This is a genomic window from Kitasatospora sp. NPDC001664 (assembly GCF_053596675.1).
Genome location: NZ_JBSFGS010000007.1, coordinates 1 through 16524 on the forward strand (window position 1 = coordinate 1; position 16524 = coordinate 16524).

Annotated in this window: 17 protein-coding genes; 2 read left to right on the forward strand and 15 right to left on the reverse strand. The window is 70.8% G+C overall.

Features of this window, described 5'->3' with window-relative positions:
• Positions 1–2852, reverse strand: a 2852-nt coding sequence (locus tag ACWCYY_RS11910) for a DNRLRE domain-containing protein (RefSeq protein ID WP_449795904.1), incomplete at its 3' end; no start/stop codon positions are given.
• Between the two features lie 256 nt (positions 2853–3108).
• Positions 3109–3696: a hypothetical protein gene (locus ACWCYY_RS11915; RefSeq protein ID WP_345279607.1), complete on the reverse strand. Its 588-nt coding sequence runs from the start codon at positions 3694–3696 to the stop codon at positions 3109–3111.
• A 247-nt stretch (positions 3697–3943) separates the two neighbouring features.
• Between ACWCYY_RS11915 and ACWCYY_RS11920 the strand changes: the two genes are divergently transcribed.
• The gene (locus ACWCYY_RS11920; protein WP_449795905.1) at positions 3944–5440 is read left to right on the forward strand and encodes a SulP family inorganic anion transporter; all 1497 of its coding nucleotides are present in this window, start codon (positions 3944–3946) and stop codon (positions 5438–5440) included.
• A gap of 709 nt (positions 5441–6149) precedes the next feature.
• On the opposite strand, the gene ACWCYY_RS11925 is transcribed toward ACWCYY_RS11920, so the two are convergent.
• The 12 genes from ACWCYY_RS11925 to ACWCYY_RS11980 form a co-directional block, all read right to left on the reverse strand.
• Complete coding sequence (locus ACWCYY_RS11925; RefSeq protein WP_449795906.1) at positions 6150–6272, reverse strand: hypothetical protein; 123 nt, start codon at positions 6270–6272, stop codon at positions 6150–6152.
• 347 nt (positions 6273–6619) lie between these two features.
• Complete coding sequence (locus tag ACWCYY_RS11930) at positions 6620–7000, reverse strand: major capsid protein (RefSeq protein ID WP_449796062.1); 381 nt, start codon at positions 6998–7000, stop codon at positions 6620–6622.
• Positions 6937–7329, reverse strand: a complete 393-nt coding sequence (locus ACWCYY_RS11935) for a hypothetical protein (protein ID WP_449795907.1) — start codon at positions 7327–7329, stop codon at positions 6937–6939. The genes ACWCYY_RS11930 and ACWCYY_RS11935 overlap by 64 nt, the downstream gene beginning before the upstream one ends.
• Positions 7330–7422: 93 nt before the next feature.
• On the reverse strand, positions 7423–7878 hold the full coding sequence (locus ACWCYY_RS11940; protein WP_449795908.1) for a hypothetical protein: 456 nt from the start codon (positions 7876–7878) through the stop codon (positions 7423–7425).
• 98 nt (positions 7879–7976) lie between these two features.
• Positions 7977–8525 carry a hypothetical protein gene (locus ACWCYY_RS11945; RefSeq protein WP_449795909.1) on the reverse strand — a complete coding sequence of 183 codons (549 nt, stop codon included), beginning with the start codon at positions 8523–8525 and terminating at the stop codon, positions 7977–7979.
• A gap of 366 nt (positions 8526–8891) precedes the next feature.
• Positions 8892–9671, reverse strand: a complete 780-nt coding sequence (locus ACWCYY_RS11950; RefSeq protein WP_449795910.1) for a hypothetical protein — start codon at positions 9669–9671, stop codon at positions 8892–8894.
• 140 nt (positions 9672–9811) lie between these two features.
• Complete coding sequence (locus tag ACWCYY_RS11955) at positions 9812–10207, reverse strand: hypothetical protein (protein ID WP_449795911.1); 396 nt, start codon at positions 10205–10207, stop codon at positions 9812–9814.
• Between the two features lie 81 nt (positions 10208–10288).
• Complete coding sequence (locus ACWCYY_RS11960; RefSeq protein WP_449796063.1) at positions 10289–10936, reverse strand: RES domain-containing protein; 648 nt, start codon at positions 10934–10936, stop codon at positions 10289–10291.
• Positions 10937–11416: 480 nt separating this feature from the next.
• Positions 11417–11842 (reverse strand): hypothetical protein, encoded by a 426-nt coding sequence (locus ACWCYY_RS11965; protein WP_449795912.1) that lies wholly within the window; start codon positions 11840–11842, stop codon positions 11417–11419.
• 147 nt (positions 11843–11989) lie between these two features.
• The gene (locus ACWCYY_RS11970) at positions 11990–12316 is read right to left on the reverse strand and encodes a hypothetical protein (RefSeq protein WP_449795913.1); all 327 of its coding nucleotides are present in this window, start codon (positions 12314–12316) and stop codon (positions 11990–11992) included.
• Between the two features lie 101 nt (positions 12317–12417).
• A complete protein-coding gene (locus ACWCYY_RS11975) occupies positions 12418–12783 on the reverse strand; it encodes a darcynin family protein (RefSeq protein WP_449795914.1) in 366 nt (121 codons plus the stop codon).
• Positions 12783–13676, reverse strand: coding sequence for an NAD(P)H-binding protein (locus tag ACWCYY_RS11980; protein ID WP_449795915.1), 894 nt, complete (start codon positions 13674–13676; stop codon positions 12783–12785). Before ACWCYY_RS11980 ends, ACWCYY_RS11975 begins: the two co-directional genes overlap by 1 nt.
• A 117-nt stretch (positions 13677–13793) precedes the next feature.
• On the opposite strand from ACWCYY_RS11980, the gene ACWCYY_RS11985 reads away from it, so the two are divergent.
• Complete coding sequence (locus ACWCYY_RS11985) at positions 13794–14732, forward strand: LysR family transcriptional regulator (RefSeq protein WP_449795916.1); 939 nt, start codon at positions 13794–13796, stop codon at positions 14730–14732.
• Between the two features lie 391 nt (positions 14733–15123).
• On the opposite strand, the gene thrS is transcribed toward ACWCYY_RS11985, so the two are convergent.
• On the reverse strand, positions 15124–16416 hold the full coding sequence (thrS, locus tag ACWCYY_RS11990; protein ID WP_449796064.1) for a threonine--tRNA ligase: 1293 nt from the start codon (positions 16414–16416) through the stop codon (positions 15124–15126).
• Positions 16417–16524 lie beyond the last annotated feature (108 nt).

Here is a 16524-nt window from a genome sequence, read left to right on the forward strand (position 1 = left end):
CGGTAGGTCCGGCCGGGCTTCATGCCCTGGCCCAGGGTGTACTCCGGGCCGATCGAGGCGTAGGACGCCCAGCTGTTGGAGGGCTTGATCAGCAGTGAGTCGGTGGAGTTGTCGTGGCCGCGCACGGTGGAGCGGGTGACGTCGGCCGGGCCGGCCACGAAGCCGGTCAGGTCGGTGACCTGGCGCTGAGCGGCCGTCAGACGCTCGCCCTGGGGCTGCCAACCACGGCCGAGGCCGCGGGAGGAGTAGATGCGCTTGACCGAGCTGCCGAACTCGTCGACATCGGTGGAGCCCAGCGAGTAGTCACCGGTGAGCAGGTTGACGGAACCCACGCCGAGCGCGGCGGAGGCGGCGCCGTCGGCGTTCTGGTCCACCGTCATGGTGTTCCAGCCGGTGGCGGTGCCGGTGCCGGAGCCGTCCTCGGGGAACATCAGAGCGCGGACCTGGACCACGCCGCCGACGTTGCCGAGGGTGTCGACCACCGTCCAGTTGGCGTGCGTGCCGAGGTCGGCCAGGCGCGGCTTGGGGTCGGTGACCGGGGTGTTGTCCGCCTTGGTGAGGTTGGTCAGCGGCACGTTGTACTCGGTGGCCCCGGGGCCGCGGCGGTACTGGTAGACCACCCGCTTGAGGTCGGCCTGCGCGTCCACCGAGAGCTTCACGCGCCTGGCGCTGCGGCTGCCGTCGACCGGCGAGGTCAGACCGGCGCGGCCCACCTGGAAGGCGAAGGTGGTCGCGTCGGAGAGGTTCCCCGCCCGGTCCTTGGCCTGCACCCTGAGGGTGTGCTTGCCGTCGGTGCTCGGGGTGATCGAGGTGCTCGTGGTGCCGGTCGCGGCGACCGTCACCGGTGCCCCGCCGTCCAGGGAGTGGACGAACCCGATCAGGTCGGTGGTGTTCGCCGGCGGGGTGAAGGTGAACTGGCCCGCCTGTCCGGCCCCGCCGTGCCACAGGCCGTCGGCCGGGTAGGTCGGCGAAGTGACGAACGGCGCACCGGGTTTGACGGTGTCCACCACGAACGAGCGCCCCACCCAGCCGGACTGGGAGTTGGCGTCACTGATCCGGGCCCACACGGAGTAGGTGGCGCCCTCCTCCAGGGTGGGGAAGGAGAGGTCGGCGGAGGTGACCTGGAGGTAGCTGTTGGCCGGAACGGTGCGGTAGATGCCGTTCAGGAAGGTGGAGCCCTTCCACAGGTCGATGTTGACGCCGATGTTGCCGCCGTCGGGGTCCGCCGCCAGCACCTGGAACCGCGGCGTGGCCGAGGCCGTGTAGCTCGGGTCACCGGGCAGTGAGGGCTGGACGTCGACCGAACCGGGCGTCGCCGGAACGGAGTTGTACGTCACCGAGATGAACGGCACGGCGCCGCCCTCGGCGGAGGAGAACTTCTTCCAGGCCGCGGTGTCCGACTCGTTGTCGGCCTTCAGGCCGACGGAGCCGTAGTTGTTGCCGGTGCCGGCCCAGTCCGAGGCGAGCCGGGTGATGTCGGCCTTGACCCACCCGCTGCCGTCGCCGTTGGCGCACTGGTGGGCGTCGGTGCCGGTGTCGACGTCGCGGGTCTCGAAGGAGTACGCGTACTCGCTGCCCCAGGTGGGCTGGTTGGTCCACCGGGTCCCGGTCGAGGGGTCGGTGGTGTTCCAGACCTCCCACTCCTTGGCGGTGCAGGAGTAGGAGTGGAAGTTGAACAGGTTGAGGGTGGCTCCCAGGACCTGCTTCCCCTTGAAACCGGAGATCGGGAACTGGAGGAAGGAGCGGGCGACGGTCGATCCGCCGTCGTAGGTGCCCACCCTCAACTCGGTGGACGCGGACTGGTCGCTGCTGGTCCCGCTCTGCACGAAGGTGTCGAAGGTGGTGCCCAGGTCCACCGTCGGGTCGATGGTGACCGGGTACCGGGTCTTCGGGTCCGCGAGGAACGCGGCGTCGGCGGTGAACACCAGCTCGGCGCCGGCGCCTTCGCCGCGCAGCTCCATCGAGACCGCCCCGCGGTGCAGGTGCTCGGCCGATCCCTCGTCGACGGCGGCGTCCCACATCACCGGGGCCGGGATGCGGACCGGCGCCTTGCCCGGCTCCTGGGCCACCAGACGGATGCCGCCGTCGGCCTGGCGCTCGATCCGGTAGCCGGTGGTGTCGATCGGCAGGGTGAGGGTGCCGGCCTGGGAGACCGCCGAGCGGTCCTTGACGATCAGGTACTGCTCGAAGCCGGTCCGGGTGGCCTCCAGCACCAGGTCCACGCCCGGGCGGGCGTTGACGTAGGTGGCCTTGGAGCCGGACAGCTTGGGCTTGGGCAGCTTGCCGAGCCAGCCCAGCTCGACCTGCTCGCGGTCCTTGCCGAGCTTCACCAGCCCTTGCCCGGCGGGCTTCGCGGCGCCCGCTGCGGGCGCGGACGCCTTGGGGTCGGCAGCGGGCGCACCGCTGCCCGGCAGACCGCGGACGGCGGCCTCCGTGCCCGGGAGCGCGTCGCCGACCTTCAAGGTCGCGTCACCGCCGGCGAACTCCAGACCCTCCGGGTGGGCCTTGGGCGCGACCTTGCCGTCCGGCCGCTCCACCAGAGTGGTGTCGACCGGGACCCAGGCCTCGCCGGACCTCATCCGGAGCGGGCCGTCGGCGATCTCCTGGGTGAGGGTCCCCTCGGGATTGGCCCACAGGGTGGTGGTGGCGGTGCGGGCACCGGTCACCTCGATCCGGCGCTTGTTCAGCCGCGCCGCCAGCAGGGCCGACGCTTCGTCAGGAGCCTCGCCGACGACCCCGGTTGGCGAGGCGGAGGGCTTGGCGCCCGGCTTCGGCGTCCTCGGCGAGGACGCGACCGCGTCCACCACGGCGCCGGTCTGCACGAGCAGACCGAGCACCACGACCGTGGACACCCTTCGTAGCGTTGACACGGTGAAGGCCCTGCCCGCCGATGCGGATAGGGCCTGAGCATTCTTCGGCAAAATCGATCCTGGTGAGTGGGTGCGGATGATCATGCTCCGGAGAGCGCCGCACAACCTCTCACGCTGAGTGAGCACCCGCTGGCGCGGGAGATCTCGATCCGGCAACGATCGGGACCGGAGGGGAACCGGCCTCGGTCGTTTGCCCGTTTGGTCCGGTCGCGACGGTCCGGTGTTTCCGTACGGCTGGTCATGACTTTGGGTGATCTTGACCTTGCCGCCGGGAGATCGGATCCGTATTCGGGCCGTGCGCCGGCGAACGGTCGGGAGCCGGAATCCGGCGGGTCAACTCCCGTGCGGTGCGGACCATCGCGGCCTCGATCGCGGCGGGAGGCGGGAGCGGGCCGGTGCGGTCCCAGAGCCGGTCCATCAGCTCGACGACGGGTGCCAGCTCCTCGCAGTCGCCGTACGCGTCCGCGACGTTCTCCAGGATCAGGGCGATGCCTTCGGCCGGGTCGAGCCAGCCGTCGGCGACCTCCGCGGCCCACCAGCCGGCCAGGGCCAGGCGGCCCTCCCAGTAGCCCGGCGGCGGACGGAAGCCGAAACCGAGCTCGTCCATCACCCGGTCGAACAGGGCCGGGGCCTCGTCGCGTTCGGCACTCATCAGTGCCGCGAGGTGCAGCAGCGAGGGCGTGTAGAGGCCGGCGTCCAGGGCGCGGAGTGCCGCCTCGATCAGGAGGCGCGGCTCCTCGTGCCGGCCGTCCACCCAGGAGTGGGCGATCCGCCGCAGCTCCCGTACCGCCTCCGCCTCGGTGACGGGCACCCCGTTCGTCTCCATGGCGCGCATGCTGCCACGGGGCCCGGGGCGGCCGGTAGCGGATTCCGGGCCGTCAGGGCCGCTGCCCGGTGGCTGACCTGACGGTCTGTCGGGCGGGTTGAGTCGGGTAGCCCCGGGTGCGGCCGGTGGCGCCGGGGGCGGCCGTAGAGTCACCCACTGCCTGCCCGGCCCCGCCGCCGGACCACCCGCACCGCCCCGTCCCGTCCCACCGCGGGGCCGGGCCCGAGCACGACGAGGTGCACCACCCGTGTCTTCCCCCGCCCCCGCCCCGGCCGGCCGCCTCCGCCCCGAGTGGCTGTCGGACCCGAGGGTCTGGCGCACCGAGGTCCTGGCCGGACTGGTCGTCGCGCTGGCCCTGATCCCGGAGGCGATCTCGTTCTCGGTGATCGCCGGGGTCGAGCCGCAGGTCGGTCTGTTCGGCTCCTTCACCATGGCCGTCGTGATCGCCGTGGTCGGCGGACGCCGGGCGATGATCTCGGCCGCCACGGGCGCGGTCGCCCTGGTGATCGCCCCGCTCAACCGGGAGCACGGCCTCGGGTACCTGGTGGCGGCGGTGATCCTGGCCGGGGTGTTCCAGATCGTGCTGGGCGCGCTCGGGGTGGCGAGACTGATGCGCTTCGTGCCCCGCTCCGTGATGGTCGGCTTCGTCAACTCGCTGGCGATCCTGATCTTCCTGGCCCAGCTCCCGGAGCTGACCCACGTGCCGTGGGCGGTCTACCCGCTGCTGGCGGTGGGGCTCGTGCTGATGGTCCTCTCCCCGAAGCTCACCAAGGTGGTCCCGGCGCCGCTGGTCACCGTGGTGGCGCTCACCGCCCTCACCCTCGGCGCCGGGATCGCGGTGCCCACGGTCGGCGACAAGGGCGGGCTGCCGGACTCGCTGCCGCTGCCGGGCCTGCCCGACGTCCCGTTCACCCCGCAGACCCTCGCCACCGTCGCCCCCTACGCGCTGGCGATGGCGCTGGTCGGCCTGCTGGAGTCGCTGATGACCGCCCAGCTGGTGGACGAGCTGACCGACTCCCGGTCGGACAAGACCCGTGAGTCCGTCGGCCAGGGCGTCGCCAACGTCGTCACGGGGCTGTTCGGCGGCATGGGCGGCTGCGCGATGATCGGCCAGACGATGATCAACGTCAAGGTCTCCGGCGCCCGCACCCGGCTCTCCACCTTCCTGGCCGGTGCCTTCCTGATGGTGCTCTGCGTGCTCCTCGGTCCGGTGGTCTCCGAGATCCCGATGGCGGCCCTGGTCGCGGTCATGGTGATGGTCTCGGTCGGCACCTTCGACTGGCACTCCGTCATGCCCCGGACGCTGCGCCGGATGCCGGCCGGGGAGCTCGCCGTCATGGTGGTCACCGTCGTCGTGGTGGTCGCCACCGCCAACCTCGCGGCCGGGGTGGTGGTCGGCTCGCTCACCGCGATGGCGGTCTTCGCCCGCCGGGTGGCCCACCACGCCCGGCTCTCCGCCGTCCGCGACCCGGACGGCGGGCGGGTGGTCTACGCGGTGGACGGCGCGCTCTTCTTCGCCTCGGCCAACGAGCTGCTCACCCGCTTCGACTACGCCGGCGACCCGGACCGGATCACCATCGACCTCAGCCGCGCCCACGTCTGGGACGCCTCCTCGGTCGCCGCCCTGGACGCCGTCACCGCCAGGTACGCGCAGCGCGGCAAGACCGTCGAGCTCACCGGCCTCAACCCCCCGAGCGCCGATCTCCACGCCCGCCTCTCCGGCCAACTGACCCCCGGTCACTGACGGCTGGCCAGGGCCCGTCTGACGAATGGTCATCTGGTCGGTTCGCGAAGCCAGATGACCAGGGAGGGCAGGACGACTCCGCCCTGAACTCGGTGAGCGTGGCCAGGACGTCGGGTATCCGCCGGTTGTCGGCGAACGCGGCCAGCACAGCGACCTGACGTTCGTTGAGTCTCTGCCAGGCGTCCTCGAGTACGGCGGCGACACGGCGGGCCACCTCGTCCGCGTCGCCGGGAACCAACGGCGGCCACTCGTACACCACGGCAGCCTACCGGCCCTTGCGCGCAGGTACGGGAGCGGTCGCATCCAGGAACGGCGCCGTGCTGGCCTCCACGACCGCCTCATCTGGGCCCACCGCATCTTGGAGGGAGGCGAGTTGGCGCTGCAAAGCGGTGACGTTGCCGCTCTGCTCCAGGGTGACCACTCCGTCCACGACCAGGCGCAGTGGGTCGGCGAGCAGCCGTGCGCGCCGCTCGGCCAGGACCTCTGCGCGACGGCGCGGGCCGTGCCGAGGCGTCCGTACCGGCTGGCGAGCTCGGCGGGGTCCTGGGGGTGCTGGTTCGGGCATGCTCAACTACTCGGCGTCGGCACGAGCCTTGCGGGCCCTGGGCGCCTTGGTCTCGGGCGGGACCTCCGCTTCGACCAGCTGGTCCGGGGCGTCGGCCGGATCACTGCTGCTGGCTTCCTCCTCGGACTCCGGGGGCGGCTCCTTTCAGACATCCGGGTTAGTGATCAGCCCGGCGATCTCCGGGCCCGGTTCGTCACCGGGCTGGAGGACGATCCGCTCTCGCGAGACGGGGTGGTCCACGTGGACGGCAGCGGCAGGTCGGGCCATGTCTGAGCACCTTCGCGAGGGCGTCCGGGGTGTCCAACACGGGCATGCCGACCGCCGCGCCCTCGGTCCAGATCTGCACGGGGTCGTCCTGAACGCCGCGGGTGATGGCGATGCCCGGTGTGTCCTCCCGGTGCGTCCTCCCGGTCGATCTCGGGGTTGGAGCTCCGGGAGAGCACCAGGGCCTCGGCGGTGACGCCGAACTGGAGCTGGCCCCACTTCTGCCGGTCCGGCGGGAGGAGGATCCACTGGTCGTCCGGCAGCACCTTCGTCGGGACGCCGTCCACCCGCACCTGCCCCTTGTAGAAGGTGATGGGCGGCAGGCCGTAGTTGCCTCGAACGACGTTGATCTACTGGGGAGTCAGCGTCGCAGTCGGAGTGTTCGACGGGTTCGCCGAGCCGTAGTACGCGGCCCGGTAGGAGTTGTTCTTCGCAAGGTGGCTGACCGCGCGGCGGGAGGTGAGCACCATCGCGGGCTCGGGCACGCCGAGGTCGTCCAGGTACTGGATCCAGCCGAGCTCGTCGGCGATCGGGTCACTGGTCGGGTCGGACCAGAGCTTCGGGGCGACCGGCATGTTGCCGGCCGGCACGCCGAAGTCCACTTCGACCGTCAGGCCGTTCTCGTTGACCAGGCTGAACTTCCCGTCGAGCAGCACGTCACCGGCGGTCAGCTCCAGCCGCGAGCGGATCGCCTCGACGTGGCGCTCCGCGTCGTCGTACAGCAGCTCGATCGGCGGTCCTGGTCGGCGCCGGGGGACTGCTCCAGCAGGATCTGCTCCTGCTCGCCCACGACCAGCTTCTGGCCGAGCGGCGGCAGCGCGCCCTCCCGCGCGGACTCCCACGCCTGCCGGTCGGCGAACGGCACGCTCGCGTCGAACGCCCGGAACTTCGCGGGGTTGACGTACCGTCCGCTCTGCTTGATGCGCCATTTCACCTCGCGGGACACGAGCGTCGGGAACAGCGTGTTGCTGAGCAGGAAGTCGGCCAGTGTTGGGATGGCGCGAGCGAACGCGGTGAGGTCGTGGGCGCCGACGCCCTTGATCAGGTCCTGGATGGTCATCGGTCAACTCCTTTCAGACGAAGCGGATCTGGGGGCCGGTGGACGACGGGAGCACTTTGGTCGGGTCGATTCCGCCGGGCACCCGCGAGGTCTTCACCGCACCCGCAGGATCGGGCGGCCCTTCAACGGCACCCACGCCAGGGTGAGCACGGTGTTGCCGCACCGGACCGCAGACCGCTCGGCCTGCTGGATGGGCAGCAGTAGCTCCTTCTCCGCCCACTCCCGCAACCGGCTCTGCACCGACAGGGCCTCCACCGTGCCGGTCAGCGGTGCCTCGTCCTCCGAGTGCTCCGCCCGGGGCACCACGATGGTCTGCTCGGAGCCGAACATGTAGCCGAGAGCGGTGTCGATCAGCTTCGCGGCGTCGCCGAGCTCGCGCCGCTCCAGCCCGGTGTCGTCACCCGAGGCGGCGGCGATCTGCCCGGCTTGGTTGTTGTCGTACGCGGCGAGCAGCTTGTGCGCCTGGAGTCGGCGCAGATCCTCCGGCGGTACCCAGCCGGCGGCCAACTCCGCGAACGGGCCCGAGTCCCGGCGGATCGGGGCGGTCATCACCGGCTTGTAGTTCAGCCAGCTCCAGGCGCCGATGACGAGTTCGCGCAGGCCAACAGTGCCCCTCCGAGCAACCAGGCCCCATACCGAAGGTCAGCCTACGCGCCTGCCTCCCGAGCGAGCTCGGACAACATCTCGGAATCAGCCCTCACCTCGGCAAGGAGCTTCGGCTCGGCGGGGATTTGCTCTCCTCGGCGGTACGCACCGAGCACCGCAACGATCCGCCGGGCCCCCACGGCCACGACGGCACCAGGGTGCTTGACGCTCGCGTTGACCCCTGTCTGCCAGTCGTGCATGGTGTCCAGCGCCTTGCGCACCTCTTCGCGGGCAGTGGCGCCGTGAACCGACTCGATGATCACAGAGACCGGACCGAGCAGGGCAACCAGAGACTCACCCCAGCTGTCCCACTCGGCCTCGTCTTCCTCCTGCTTCCAGGGGTTCCACTTCCAGGTCTTGTTGGCGTGCTGCTCCAGATCCCACATCCGGGTCAGCATCGCGTCGATGGCCGCTGCCTCCTCGGCCGCGATTCGTTCAGCCCGAGCCGCCTCGCTCTGCTTGGCGAGCGACCTCAAGGTGGTCCAGGACGACGCCAGCGCACCAACGACAGCACCAACGAGTCCTACGATTGCCGGAATCCAGATATCCACGGCGAGATTCTGCCCGACGGACCAGAGCCACCGTGGCCTTCTCAGTGAACTACCCACTGGCCGCCTACTGGAGGATGCGGCTGGAGCCGAACGCGATCTTGTCGAGGCGGTCTCGCTACTCGGGCCGAAGCTTGTTCCACTCGGCGTCGCACAGGTCGCGAGAGCGTTCCTCTCCCCGCTGCACGATGGCCAGCTGCGCGAGCCGCCCGGCCACGATCGACTCTTTCTTCCAGTTGTCCCACTCCGGCGTCCCCGGCTGCGGGCGAGCGGCGGGTGACGTGGCGTCAGGCTACGCCACCCACACCACTCCCCGGCCGATCGCCAGGACTCCGGCCACGACCGCGATGACGAGCTTCCCCCTCAGCTTCATGATCGGGAACCTACCAGCGGCTGCTGGCGCTGGTTGACGGTAAACCTGTTGTGGTGATTCGGCGCATACCGGCGGCCGTCGAGGCGGGCGTCGTCCAGGCCCTTCGGCAGCATCACGAGCTGGTCCGGGTCGGCGAGTTCGGTGAGGCTGTGTACAGCTGCGTCCATCCGGTCCGGGCTGTCCATGCCAGCGACCCAGGTGACTATCTGCCCCTCCAGTTCCGGGTACTGGCCGACGTGGTGCACCCGGCCCTGTTCGTACAGCTGGGCGATCGGCGCGGCCCTGAGCCTCTTGCCGACCTTCGCGGTCACCTCCAGGATCATCGGCATCAGCAGACCGTGGGTGACGCCTTCGCGGGCCAGCTGGTCCCACGCCTGGGTGACTACCTGACGGGCCATGTCTCCGCCGTAGTTGGACTCGACCACGATGGTGTCCGCCTTCAACTCAAGCGCCAGGCGGCAGGCGGTGAGACCCCAGTCGCTGGCACCCATGGAACCGGACCGGTCGTCGAGGACGTACAGGTTCTCGTCGTAGCCGGCCGCTATGCCGACGATGCCGGTCTCGTCACCCACCAGACTCTCCAGGTGCTCGGCCTGCATCTCGCGCCTGGCGGTCAGTACGGCGGCGAGCGAGCCCGGCGAGCGGCGCATGGCCATGTCCGTCTCGGCCCGGGCCAGCTCGACGCGCAGCTTGGGCGAGGCCTTCGGGGCGATGGCTCGGCGCCGGTCGGCCGGCAACGTCCGGTACTGGGAGAGGAGTTCGGTGTGGCCCGCCATCAGCCGTCCTCGCCCTCGGTGGCTGCGATGAGCAGCGCCAGCTCGGCGGAGGTGATTGCCTCCAGCGTGATCGTCCCTTCGTCCGGGCCGAACAGCTCGGTGCGGGTCGGCTTGTCGATGCCGAGCAGCCGGGCGTCCCGCTACAGGATGCGGACAGCCAGGTCAACCGCGGGGAGGTCTCCGTCCCTGACCGCGCGGCGGAACGCGATGAAGAACAGGCGCTCCAGTCGCATGTGGTGGACCAGGCGCAGTTCGCCGACCGAGACGCCGAGGTTGGTGTACCGCTCGTTGAGGGCGTGCTGAACGTCCTTGCAGGTGTAGCGGATCAGAGTCGCGTCGTCCGGCGGCTCCTTGCCCTTGGCGTAGAGGTCTGCGCCATAGCCCTGGGGGTAAGCGATCCGGTCGGTGTTGATCGACGGGTCAGCGGCGAGCTTGCGGCCGATGGTGAGCCAGTCGACGCCGGCCAGTTGTAGTTCGACGGCGTCGGCGCGGCGCTGCGCGATGGCAGCGCGCTGCGCCTTCGTGTGGCGGGCCATGGCGCGGGTCCTCCATCCGGAGCGCCCCACGCCAGGACCCATGATCGCATCCGTCGCTGCCGACCAGGCAGCTGCCTACGACTAATGGATGGTCAAGTCGTAGAGCTGCGCGATCTCGACCAACTCGGGTGTTGCAACAGGGATGTCTATCCGCTCCGCCTCTACAAGTCCGGTGTCCTCGAAGACAGCCCAGCACTCCCAATCTCCGAGCCGGGAAATGTATCTCACACCACCGAATGCTGGACCGCCAGGCAATGAATGGACCCTCCTCGCCCACGCGCACATCTGCCGGGTAACACGTCGGTCCGGCCCTCTCACCACGGGAACATCAAGGTAGTCGATCTTCAGGGCGGCGAGCTGCTCCGCCAGCTCCGTCGTGAGGTAGTCATGGGTCCGCGCGCTCTCGACATCCAAGAACTGTGCCCGATGGTCAGCAGTGACGCGTACCGCACATCGGCGATCGCGCCACTCCGCTGAAACTGATCCAGCTTCCATGAATCCGCGTTGTCGCCATTCATCTGCCACCATTGCACGCATCTTCGCCGACACGCGAAACCGGGCAATAGTTTCAGCAAAGCACCCTTGGAGCGTGGTGGAGAAGTACAAGATTCCACATCCAAGAATGTCGAACCTATTGCCGCCCGGCTGATCAAACTGTGACTCGGATATACGACTCGGGCGTAGCGGGTCAGCGAGCGGTGCGACTCGCCAAACGCCCTGCTTTGGCATTGAGCGGGAGCAGCACCCAACTAATTCGTCAGCCGCCAACGAGATAGGATTCTGCGGCACTCCGAGTCTCCTTCAGACGTCCCCGATGGAGGGCTTCAGCCGGAGAACGATCGTTCAGCTGCGGATTGGAGCCAATCATCCATGCACGGGCCGTATGGGGGCTCTCGGCAGCTTGGACGAGCTGAAACACGTCACTTGCAACCCTCAGGCGAACCCGGACCCTTGCTGGCGGCCTCCTCTTTCCGGTTGCCCAATCAGCGACTAGGCGGGCATCCGCACTTCCTGCCACGTATGCCGTCAGGGTCTCGCCGAGATTGTCGCGTAGGAACCTTGCGGCCTCGCGCTCGTTGTCGGCAACGACTTTCGACGGTGCGACGCGAGCTCGGCGGGTTCGAGTGGGGGCCATGGTGAAGTCTCTCGGTTGAGGTACCTCATTTCTACCACTGGGCTCACCAAGCAGCGCGCCGCACCAATGATCAACTACAGCAAGGGCAGTTGATCAGCCCCGTGCCGCACTGGAGTAGCCACGGCTACGTCCGGCGCGGCACGGGGCAGGCGAAGCCACCACGCGAACTGCCAGTTGCGGCAGGTGCTGAAGCGGCGGAGCGACCGGCGTGGTTCGTTGGCGGGGATGTTGCGCGGTCCCCATTCGGTGATTGGCCGGGCACCGACCATTCGAACTTCGAGGCCGGGGATCAGGGCGATGCCTTCCCGGTGGTAGTCGGGCGCAGGCTCGAAGGCGAGGTGGGCATTCGAGGCCCAGTGCCACGGCTTCGGGAGAGCGCAGAGGTGCCAGGTGAGTGGCGGGTTCGCGGCCGGGAGCTGGAGCTTCGTGTGGGGGTGGACGGTGGGTCGGTCGGGCGGGCCGAGGGACTTCAGGCAGTGCTGGTCGTTGAGCAGGGCCATGATCAGCGGAATCCGATCGATCCGGGCGGTTCAGGCGGAGTGGCGGCGGGGCGTTCCTGAGCTGACTGAGGATTCAGCATCGGAGGGCCGTCGAACGCGCGCGGTGAAATAGCTTGGTGCGCCCAACTGTTCGCAGCTGGGCGCACCTCATGCGTGCGTCGCCGAGCTGGCTTCGGCGTAGTTGATGATCTCGTCGACGGTGATGTGGTGGCCGAGCGGGCTCGGGTTCGGGACGACGTGGTGACGAGTTCGCTCCAGTACCTGCTCAGCCAGCAGCCGGACCCCGCTGGAGGTGGTCAGCGGCCCGCCGTCGGCGGTGGCCACCCGTACCTGGTAGGCGGCCTCGGTGGACCCGGTGGACCCGGCGCCTCCGGTGAGCCGCGAGGCGACGGAGAAGACCTCGGCGGGGCCGGTGACGTCGAGGAGTTCGACCCCGGGGAAGGCGGCGATCACCACACGGTGCGGAGCGGGCATGTCCCGATCCTGCCGCCCGCCGCCCGATGTCCGCAATGACGGGCTTCTGGCACATCCGGCCATGGTCCGCAGGCGGCGTGGGCGGCACGGGTGCTGCGGGCTCAGGTGGTGATGGTGGCCACCGGGGCGAGCCCGTAGGTGCGGGCGTAGCCGTTCTCGGTGCCGACCAGGAGGTCGACGACCTCGAAGTAGCGGTCCCAGAACGGGGTCTCGCGCAGCGCGTCGACCAGGAGCTGGTACGCGTGGTGGTCGTCGGCCTCCCAGACCCAGACGTCGGTGACCCGGGAGGAGTAGAACTCGGTGTCGTAGAAGCGGGAGCGAACACCGGTGGTCCGCGCCTCGATGGCGGGCAGGACCTGGGTGGTGAAGGCGTGCAGCCGTTCCTCGACGGTCAGGGCGAGCCACTCCGGCGTGGTCTTGAGCAGCATGAACGCCGTGACCGGGGTGGTGTTGGGGTGAGTGGTCATCAGGAAGCCTCCAGGACGGCGGGTGCGAGGGTGTCGGTGCACCACTGGGCGAAGGAGAGGGTGGAGGCGGCGGAGGGGGAGCGGACGGCGCCGGAGTCCAGGCCGGCGTCCTTGGCGCGCTTCATCTCGACCACGCCCCGGACGAAGTCTTCGTCCAGGCCGTAGCCAGCCAGGGCGGCGTGCAACTCCCCGTAGGGCTGGTGCTCGTAGCGGACCGGGCGGCCGAGCCGTTCGGTCAGGATCCGGGCCCGGTCGAGCGGGGAGAGGTCCTCCGGGCCGAGCACCGGGACGCTGCCGGTGCCGCTCCAGGAGCGGTCCAGCAGCAGGGCCGCCGCGGCCGCCGCGATGCCGGCGACCGCGACCAGTGGCGCCTTCAGGTACGGGTCGACCGAGTCGGTGAAGACGCCGCGCTCGACGATCGACGGGACGTCCTCCAGCAGGTTCTCGTAGAAGGAAGGACAGGCCAGGGCGCGGTAGTTGACGCCGGACGCGCCGATCAGGTCGTCCATCGCGAGGGAGGCGGTGACCAGGCCCGCCCGGTCGGCGAGCGGGGTGCCCCGGCCGAGGGCCGAGACCCCGACCACGTGCCCGACGCCGTGGGCGGCGAGGGCGCCGACGGCGGGTCGGGTGAAGCCGACGTAGGCCTCCTCGGGCGTGCGGGAGCCGTCCGGCGGGACCAGCCAGAAGACGGCGTCCGCCCCCTCGAAGGCCCGGTCCAGGACGGCGCGGTCCCCGTGCGAGCCGGTGACCACCTCGACCCGGCCGTGCGCGGCGGCCGGCAGGCGGGCGGGGTCGCGGACGACCACCCGCACCTCCTCCTCGACGGCGGGTGCCAGGAGGAGGGGGAGCAGGTGGCGGCCGATGTTCCCGGTGGGCGCAGTGATGACGATCATGAAAACCTCGTGGGTCGGTTGGTGCCGGTCGGTACGACCCTCATCCTGCTGAGGCGCGAGGTGCTGCCACAATGGGAATCCCAGCACGTGATCATTGCCCGGAACGGAATGATGCAGGTGAGCGGTGTCTCCCCGGCCCTCGATGCCAACCTCGCCGTCGCCCTGGACGCCCTGCTCGCCGAGCAGAGCGTGACCAGGGCGGCCGCGCGGCTGCACACCTCGCCCGCCGCGATGAGCCGCACCCTGGCCCGACTGCGCCGCGTCCTCCAGGACCCCCTGCTCGTCCGGGCCGGGCAGACCATGGTCCCCACCCCACGGGCGCAGGAGCTGCGGGAGGAGGCCGCCGCCGTGGTCCGCAGCCTGGCCGCGCTGCTCAGCCCGGGCGCGGGCGTCGACCCGGCCAGGCTGAGCAACACCTTCACCCTCCAGGCCGCCGACCTGGTCGGCTCGGCGCTCGCCCCCGGGCTGCTGCGGCTCGCCGGGCGGGAGGCGCCCGGGGTCTCCTTCCGGGTCCTGGCCGAGGAGTTGGAGGCCGGGCCCGCCCTGCGCGACGGGCGGATCGACCTGGAGGTGGGATCGATCGACCACGTCGATCCGGAGACCCGGGTGGAGGAGCTGGCCGAGCTCCGGATGGTGGCGGCCGTCCGGCCCGGACATCCGCTGCTGGAAGGGGAGTTGACCCCGGCCCGGCTGGCTGCCGCGGAGCACGTGGCGGTCAGCCGGCGCGGCCGCTTCGGCGGGCCGCTCGACACGGCCCTGGCCGAGCGGGGCCTGCGGCGCAGGGTCGGCGTCGTGCTGCCCGGCCATCTGGCCGCGATGACCCTGGCCGCCCGCAGCGACCTGGTCTGCCTGGTCCCCGCCGCACTCCCCGGCGCCGCCGCCTCTCCCCTCACCCACGACGCCGAGGCCCTCGGGCTCCACCTGCTCGACATCCCGCTTCCGCTCCCGTCCCTGACCATCGGCATGGCCTGGCACCCCCGCCACACCGCTGACGGAGCCCACCACTGGCTCCGGCGCGCCGTCCGGCGCACGCTGCGCGCGGAGCCGACGGGGTGATGGGAAGGGCGGACCGTGGTGTGAACGGCGTGGTGGAGTCCGCACCGCCCGGCGCACGCTGCGCGCGGCGTCAACGGGCTGACGGGAGAGGTGGGTTGTGGCGTGGGCTGTGTCGCGCGCATGTGATCGGCTTCGCCGAGCCGCTTGCCGTCCGTGCCGTCCGCTGTTCGACGCCTGGCGTCCGGTGTGCGCTGCGCGCAGCGTCAACGGGCCGACCGGTGAGGCGGGCTGTAACTCGGCGAGTGTCGCGCGCATGTGATCGACTCCGCCGCGTCGCTTGCCGTCCGCGCTGCCTGCTGTCCGCCGCCTTGCGCTCGGCGTGCGCTGCGCGCAGCGCACGCCGGACGGACGGGCACGTCGGGTGGTGGTGCGGCCTACGCTGCGGGCGGCGTCAGGGGGCCGGCGGGGTGCCCTCCTCCCACAGGTCCGCCCACCGCCCGGCGGCCACCGCGCCGATCCGGGCGAGCAGGCCGTCCACGGACACCCCGGGGACCTGCCGACCGTCGCGAAGCCGCAGGGCCACCGCTCCGTCCGCCGCCTCCCGGGCTCCGAGCACTGCCTGGTAGGGCACCAGCCGAGCCTGCCGGATCCGCGCGCCCAGGCTCCCCAGCTCCGGACCGGCGAGCTCGGCCCGCAGCCCGGCCTCCAGGCTCCGCGCCACCAGCCGTTCGGCGTGCGGGAGTTCGGCCTCGGAGATGGGAAGCACCACCAGCTGGACGGGCGCCAGCCAGGCCGGGAAGGCCCCGCCGTGCTGCTCGATCAGGTGGGCGACGACCCGCTCCACGCTGCCGATCACCGCACGGTGCACCATCACCGGACGGTGTTTCGCGCCGTCCGGGCCGGTGTACTCCAGCCCGAACTGCTCCGGCTGGTGGAAGTCCACCTGCACGGTGGAGAGGGTGGACTCCCGCCCGGCGCCGTCGGCCACCTGGACGTCGATCTTCGGGCCGTAGAAGGCGGCCTCGCCCTCCACCGCCTCGTACTCCACCCCCGAGGCGTTCAGCACCTCGGTCAGCAGCTCGGTGGCCCGCCGCCACTTCTCCGGCGCCGCCACGTACTTGCCGCCGGGGCCGGGCAGCGAGAGCCGGTAGCGGGCGCCGGTGATGCCCAGGTCCCGGTGCGCCCGCCGGATCAGGTCGAGCGCGGCCCGGGCCTCTCCGGCGACCTGCTCCAGGGTGCAGAACACGTGCGCGTCGTTCAGCTGGATCGCCCGCACCCGGGTCAACCCGCCGAGCACGCCCGAGAGTTCGGCCCGGAACATGCCGCCGAGCTCGGCCATCCGCAGTGGTAGCTCCCGGTAACTGTGCGGCCGGGAGCGGTAGATGAGGGCATGGTGCGGACAGAGGCTGGGCCGCAGCACCACCTGTTCGCCGCCCAGCTCCATCGGCGGGAACATGTCCTCGCTGTAGTGCGCCCAGTGCCCGGAGATCTCGTAGAGCTCGCGCTTGCCCAGCACGGGGGAGTAGACGTGCCGGTACCCGGCCCGGCGCTCCGCCTCGCGGACGTACTCCTCCAGGGCGTGCCGGACCACCGCGCCGTCGGGCAGCCAGTACGGCAGCCCGGCGCCGATCAGGCGGTCGGTGTCGAACAGGTCCAGCTCACGGCCGAGTCGGCGGTGGTCGTGCACGGCGGTCTCCTCGCGGTACGGCGGAGCGAGTGACCACACGGCGAAGCCCCGGGGCACTCGCCCCGGGGCTTCGGACTCAGTCATGGGTCAGCGCGCCGGGACGTTCTCCGGCGTCGTCGTGCGGACCATGCCTGCGCGCTTCATGCCCCCGACGCTAGCAGCGCT

Excerpts from the sequence above, each read along its gene's own strand:
- ACWCYY_RS11915 (WP_345279607.1), bottom strand. The coding sequence starts at position 3,696 with ATGGAGACGAACGGGGTGCCCGTCACCGAGGCGGAGGCGGTACGGGAG.
- ACWCYY_RS11925 (WP_449795906.1), bottom strand. The coding sequence starts at position 6,272 with ATGGCCCGACCTGCCGCTGCCGTCCACGTGGACCACCCCGTCTCGCGA.
- ACWCYY_RS11935 (WP_449795907.1), bottom strand. The coding sequence starts at position 7,329 with ATGACCATCCAGGACCTGATCAAGGGCGTCGGCGCCCACGACCTCACC.
- ACWCYY_RS11940 (WP_449795908.1), bottom strand. The coding sequence starts at position 7,878 with ATGACCGCCCCGATCCGCCGGGACTCGGGCCCGTTCGCGGAGTTGGCC.
- ACWCYY_RS11950 (WP_449795910.1), bottom strand. The coding sequence starts at position 9,671 with ATGGCGGGCCACACCGAACTCCTCTCCCAGTACCGGACGTTGCCGGCC.
- ACWCYY_RS11955 (WP_449795911.1), bottom strand. The coding sequence starts at position 10,207 with ATGGCCCGCCACACGAAGGCGCAGCGCGCTGCCATCGCGCAGCGCCGC.
- ACWCYY_RS11960 (WP_449796063.1), bottom strand. The coding sequence starts at position 10,936 with ATGCCAAAGCAGGGCGTTTGGCGAGTCGCACCGCTCGCTGACCCGCTA.
- ACWCYY_RS11965 (WP_449795912.1), bottom strand. The coding sequence starts at position 11,842 with ATGGCCCTGCTCAACGACCAGCACTGCCTGAAGTCCCTCGGCCCGCCC.
- ACWCYY_RS11970 (WP_449795913.1), bottom strand. The coding sequence starts at position 12,316 with ATGCCCGCTCCGCACCGTGTGGTGATCGCCGCCTTCCCCGGGGTCGAA.
- ACWCYY_RS11975 (WP_449795914.1), bottom strand. The coding sequence starts at position 12,783 with ATGACCACTCACCCCAACACCACCCCGGTCACGGCGTTCATGCTGCTC.
- ACWCYY_RS11980 (WP_449795915.1), bottom strand. The coding sequence starts at position 13,676 with ATGATCGTCATCACTGCGCCCACCGGGAACATCGGCCGCCACCTGCTC.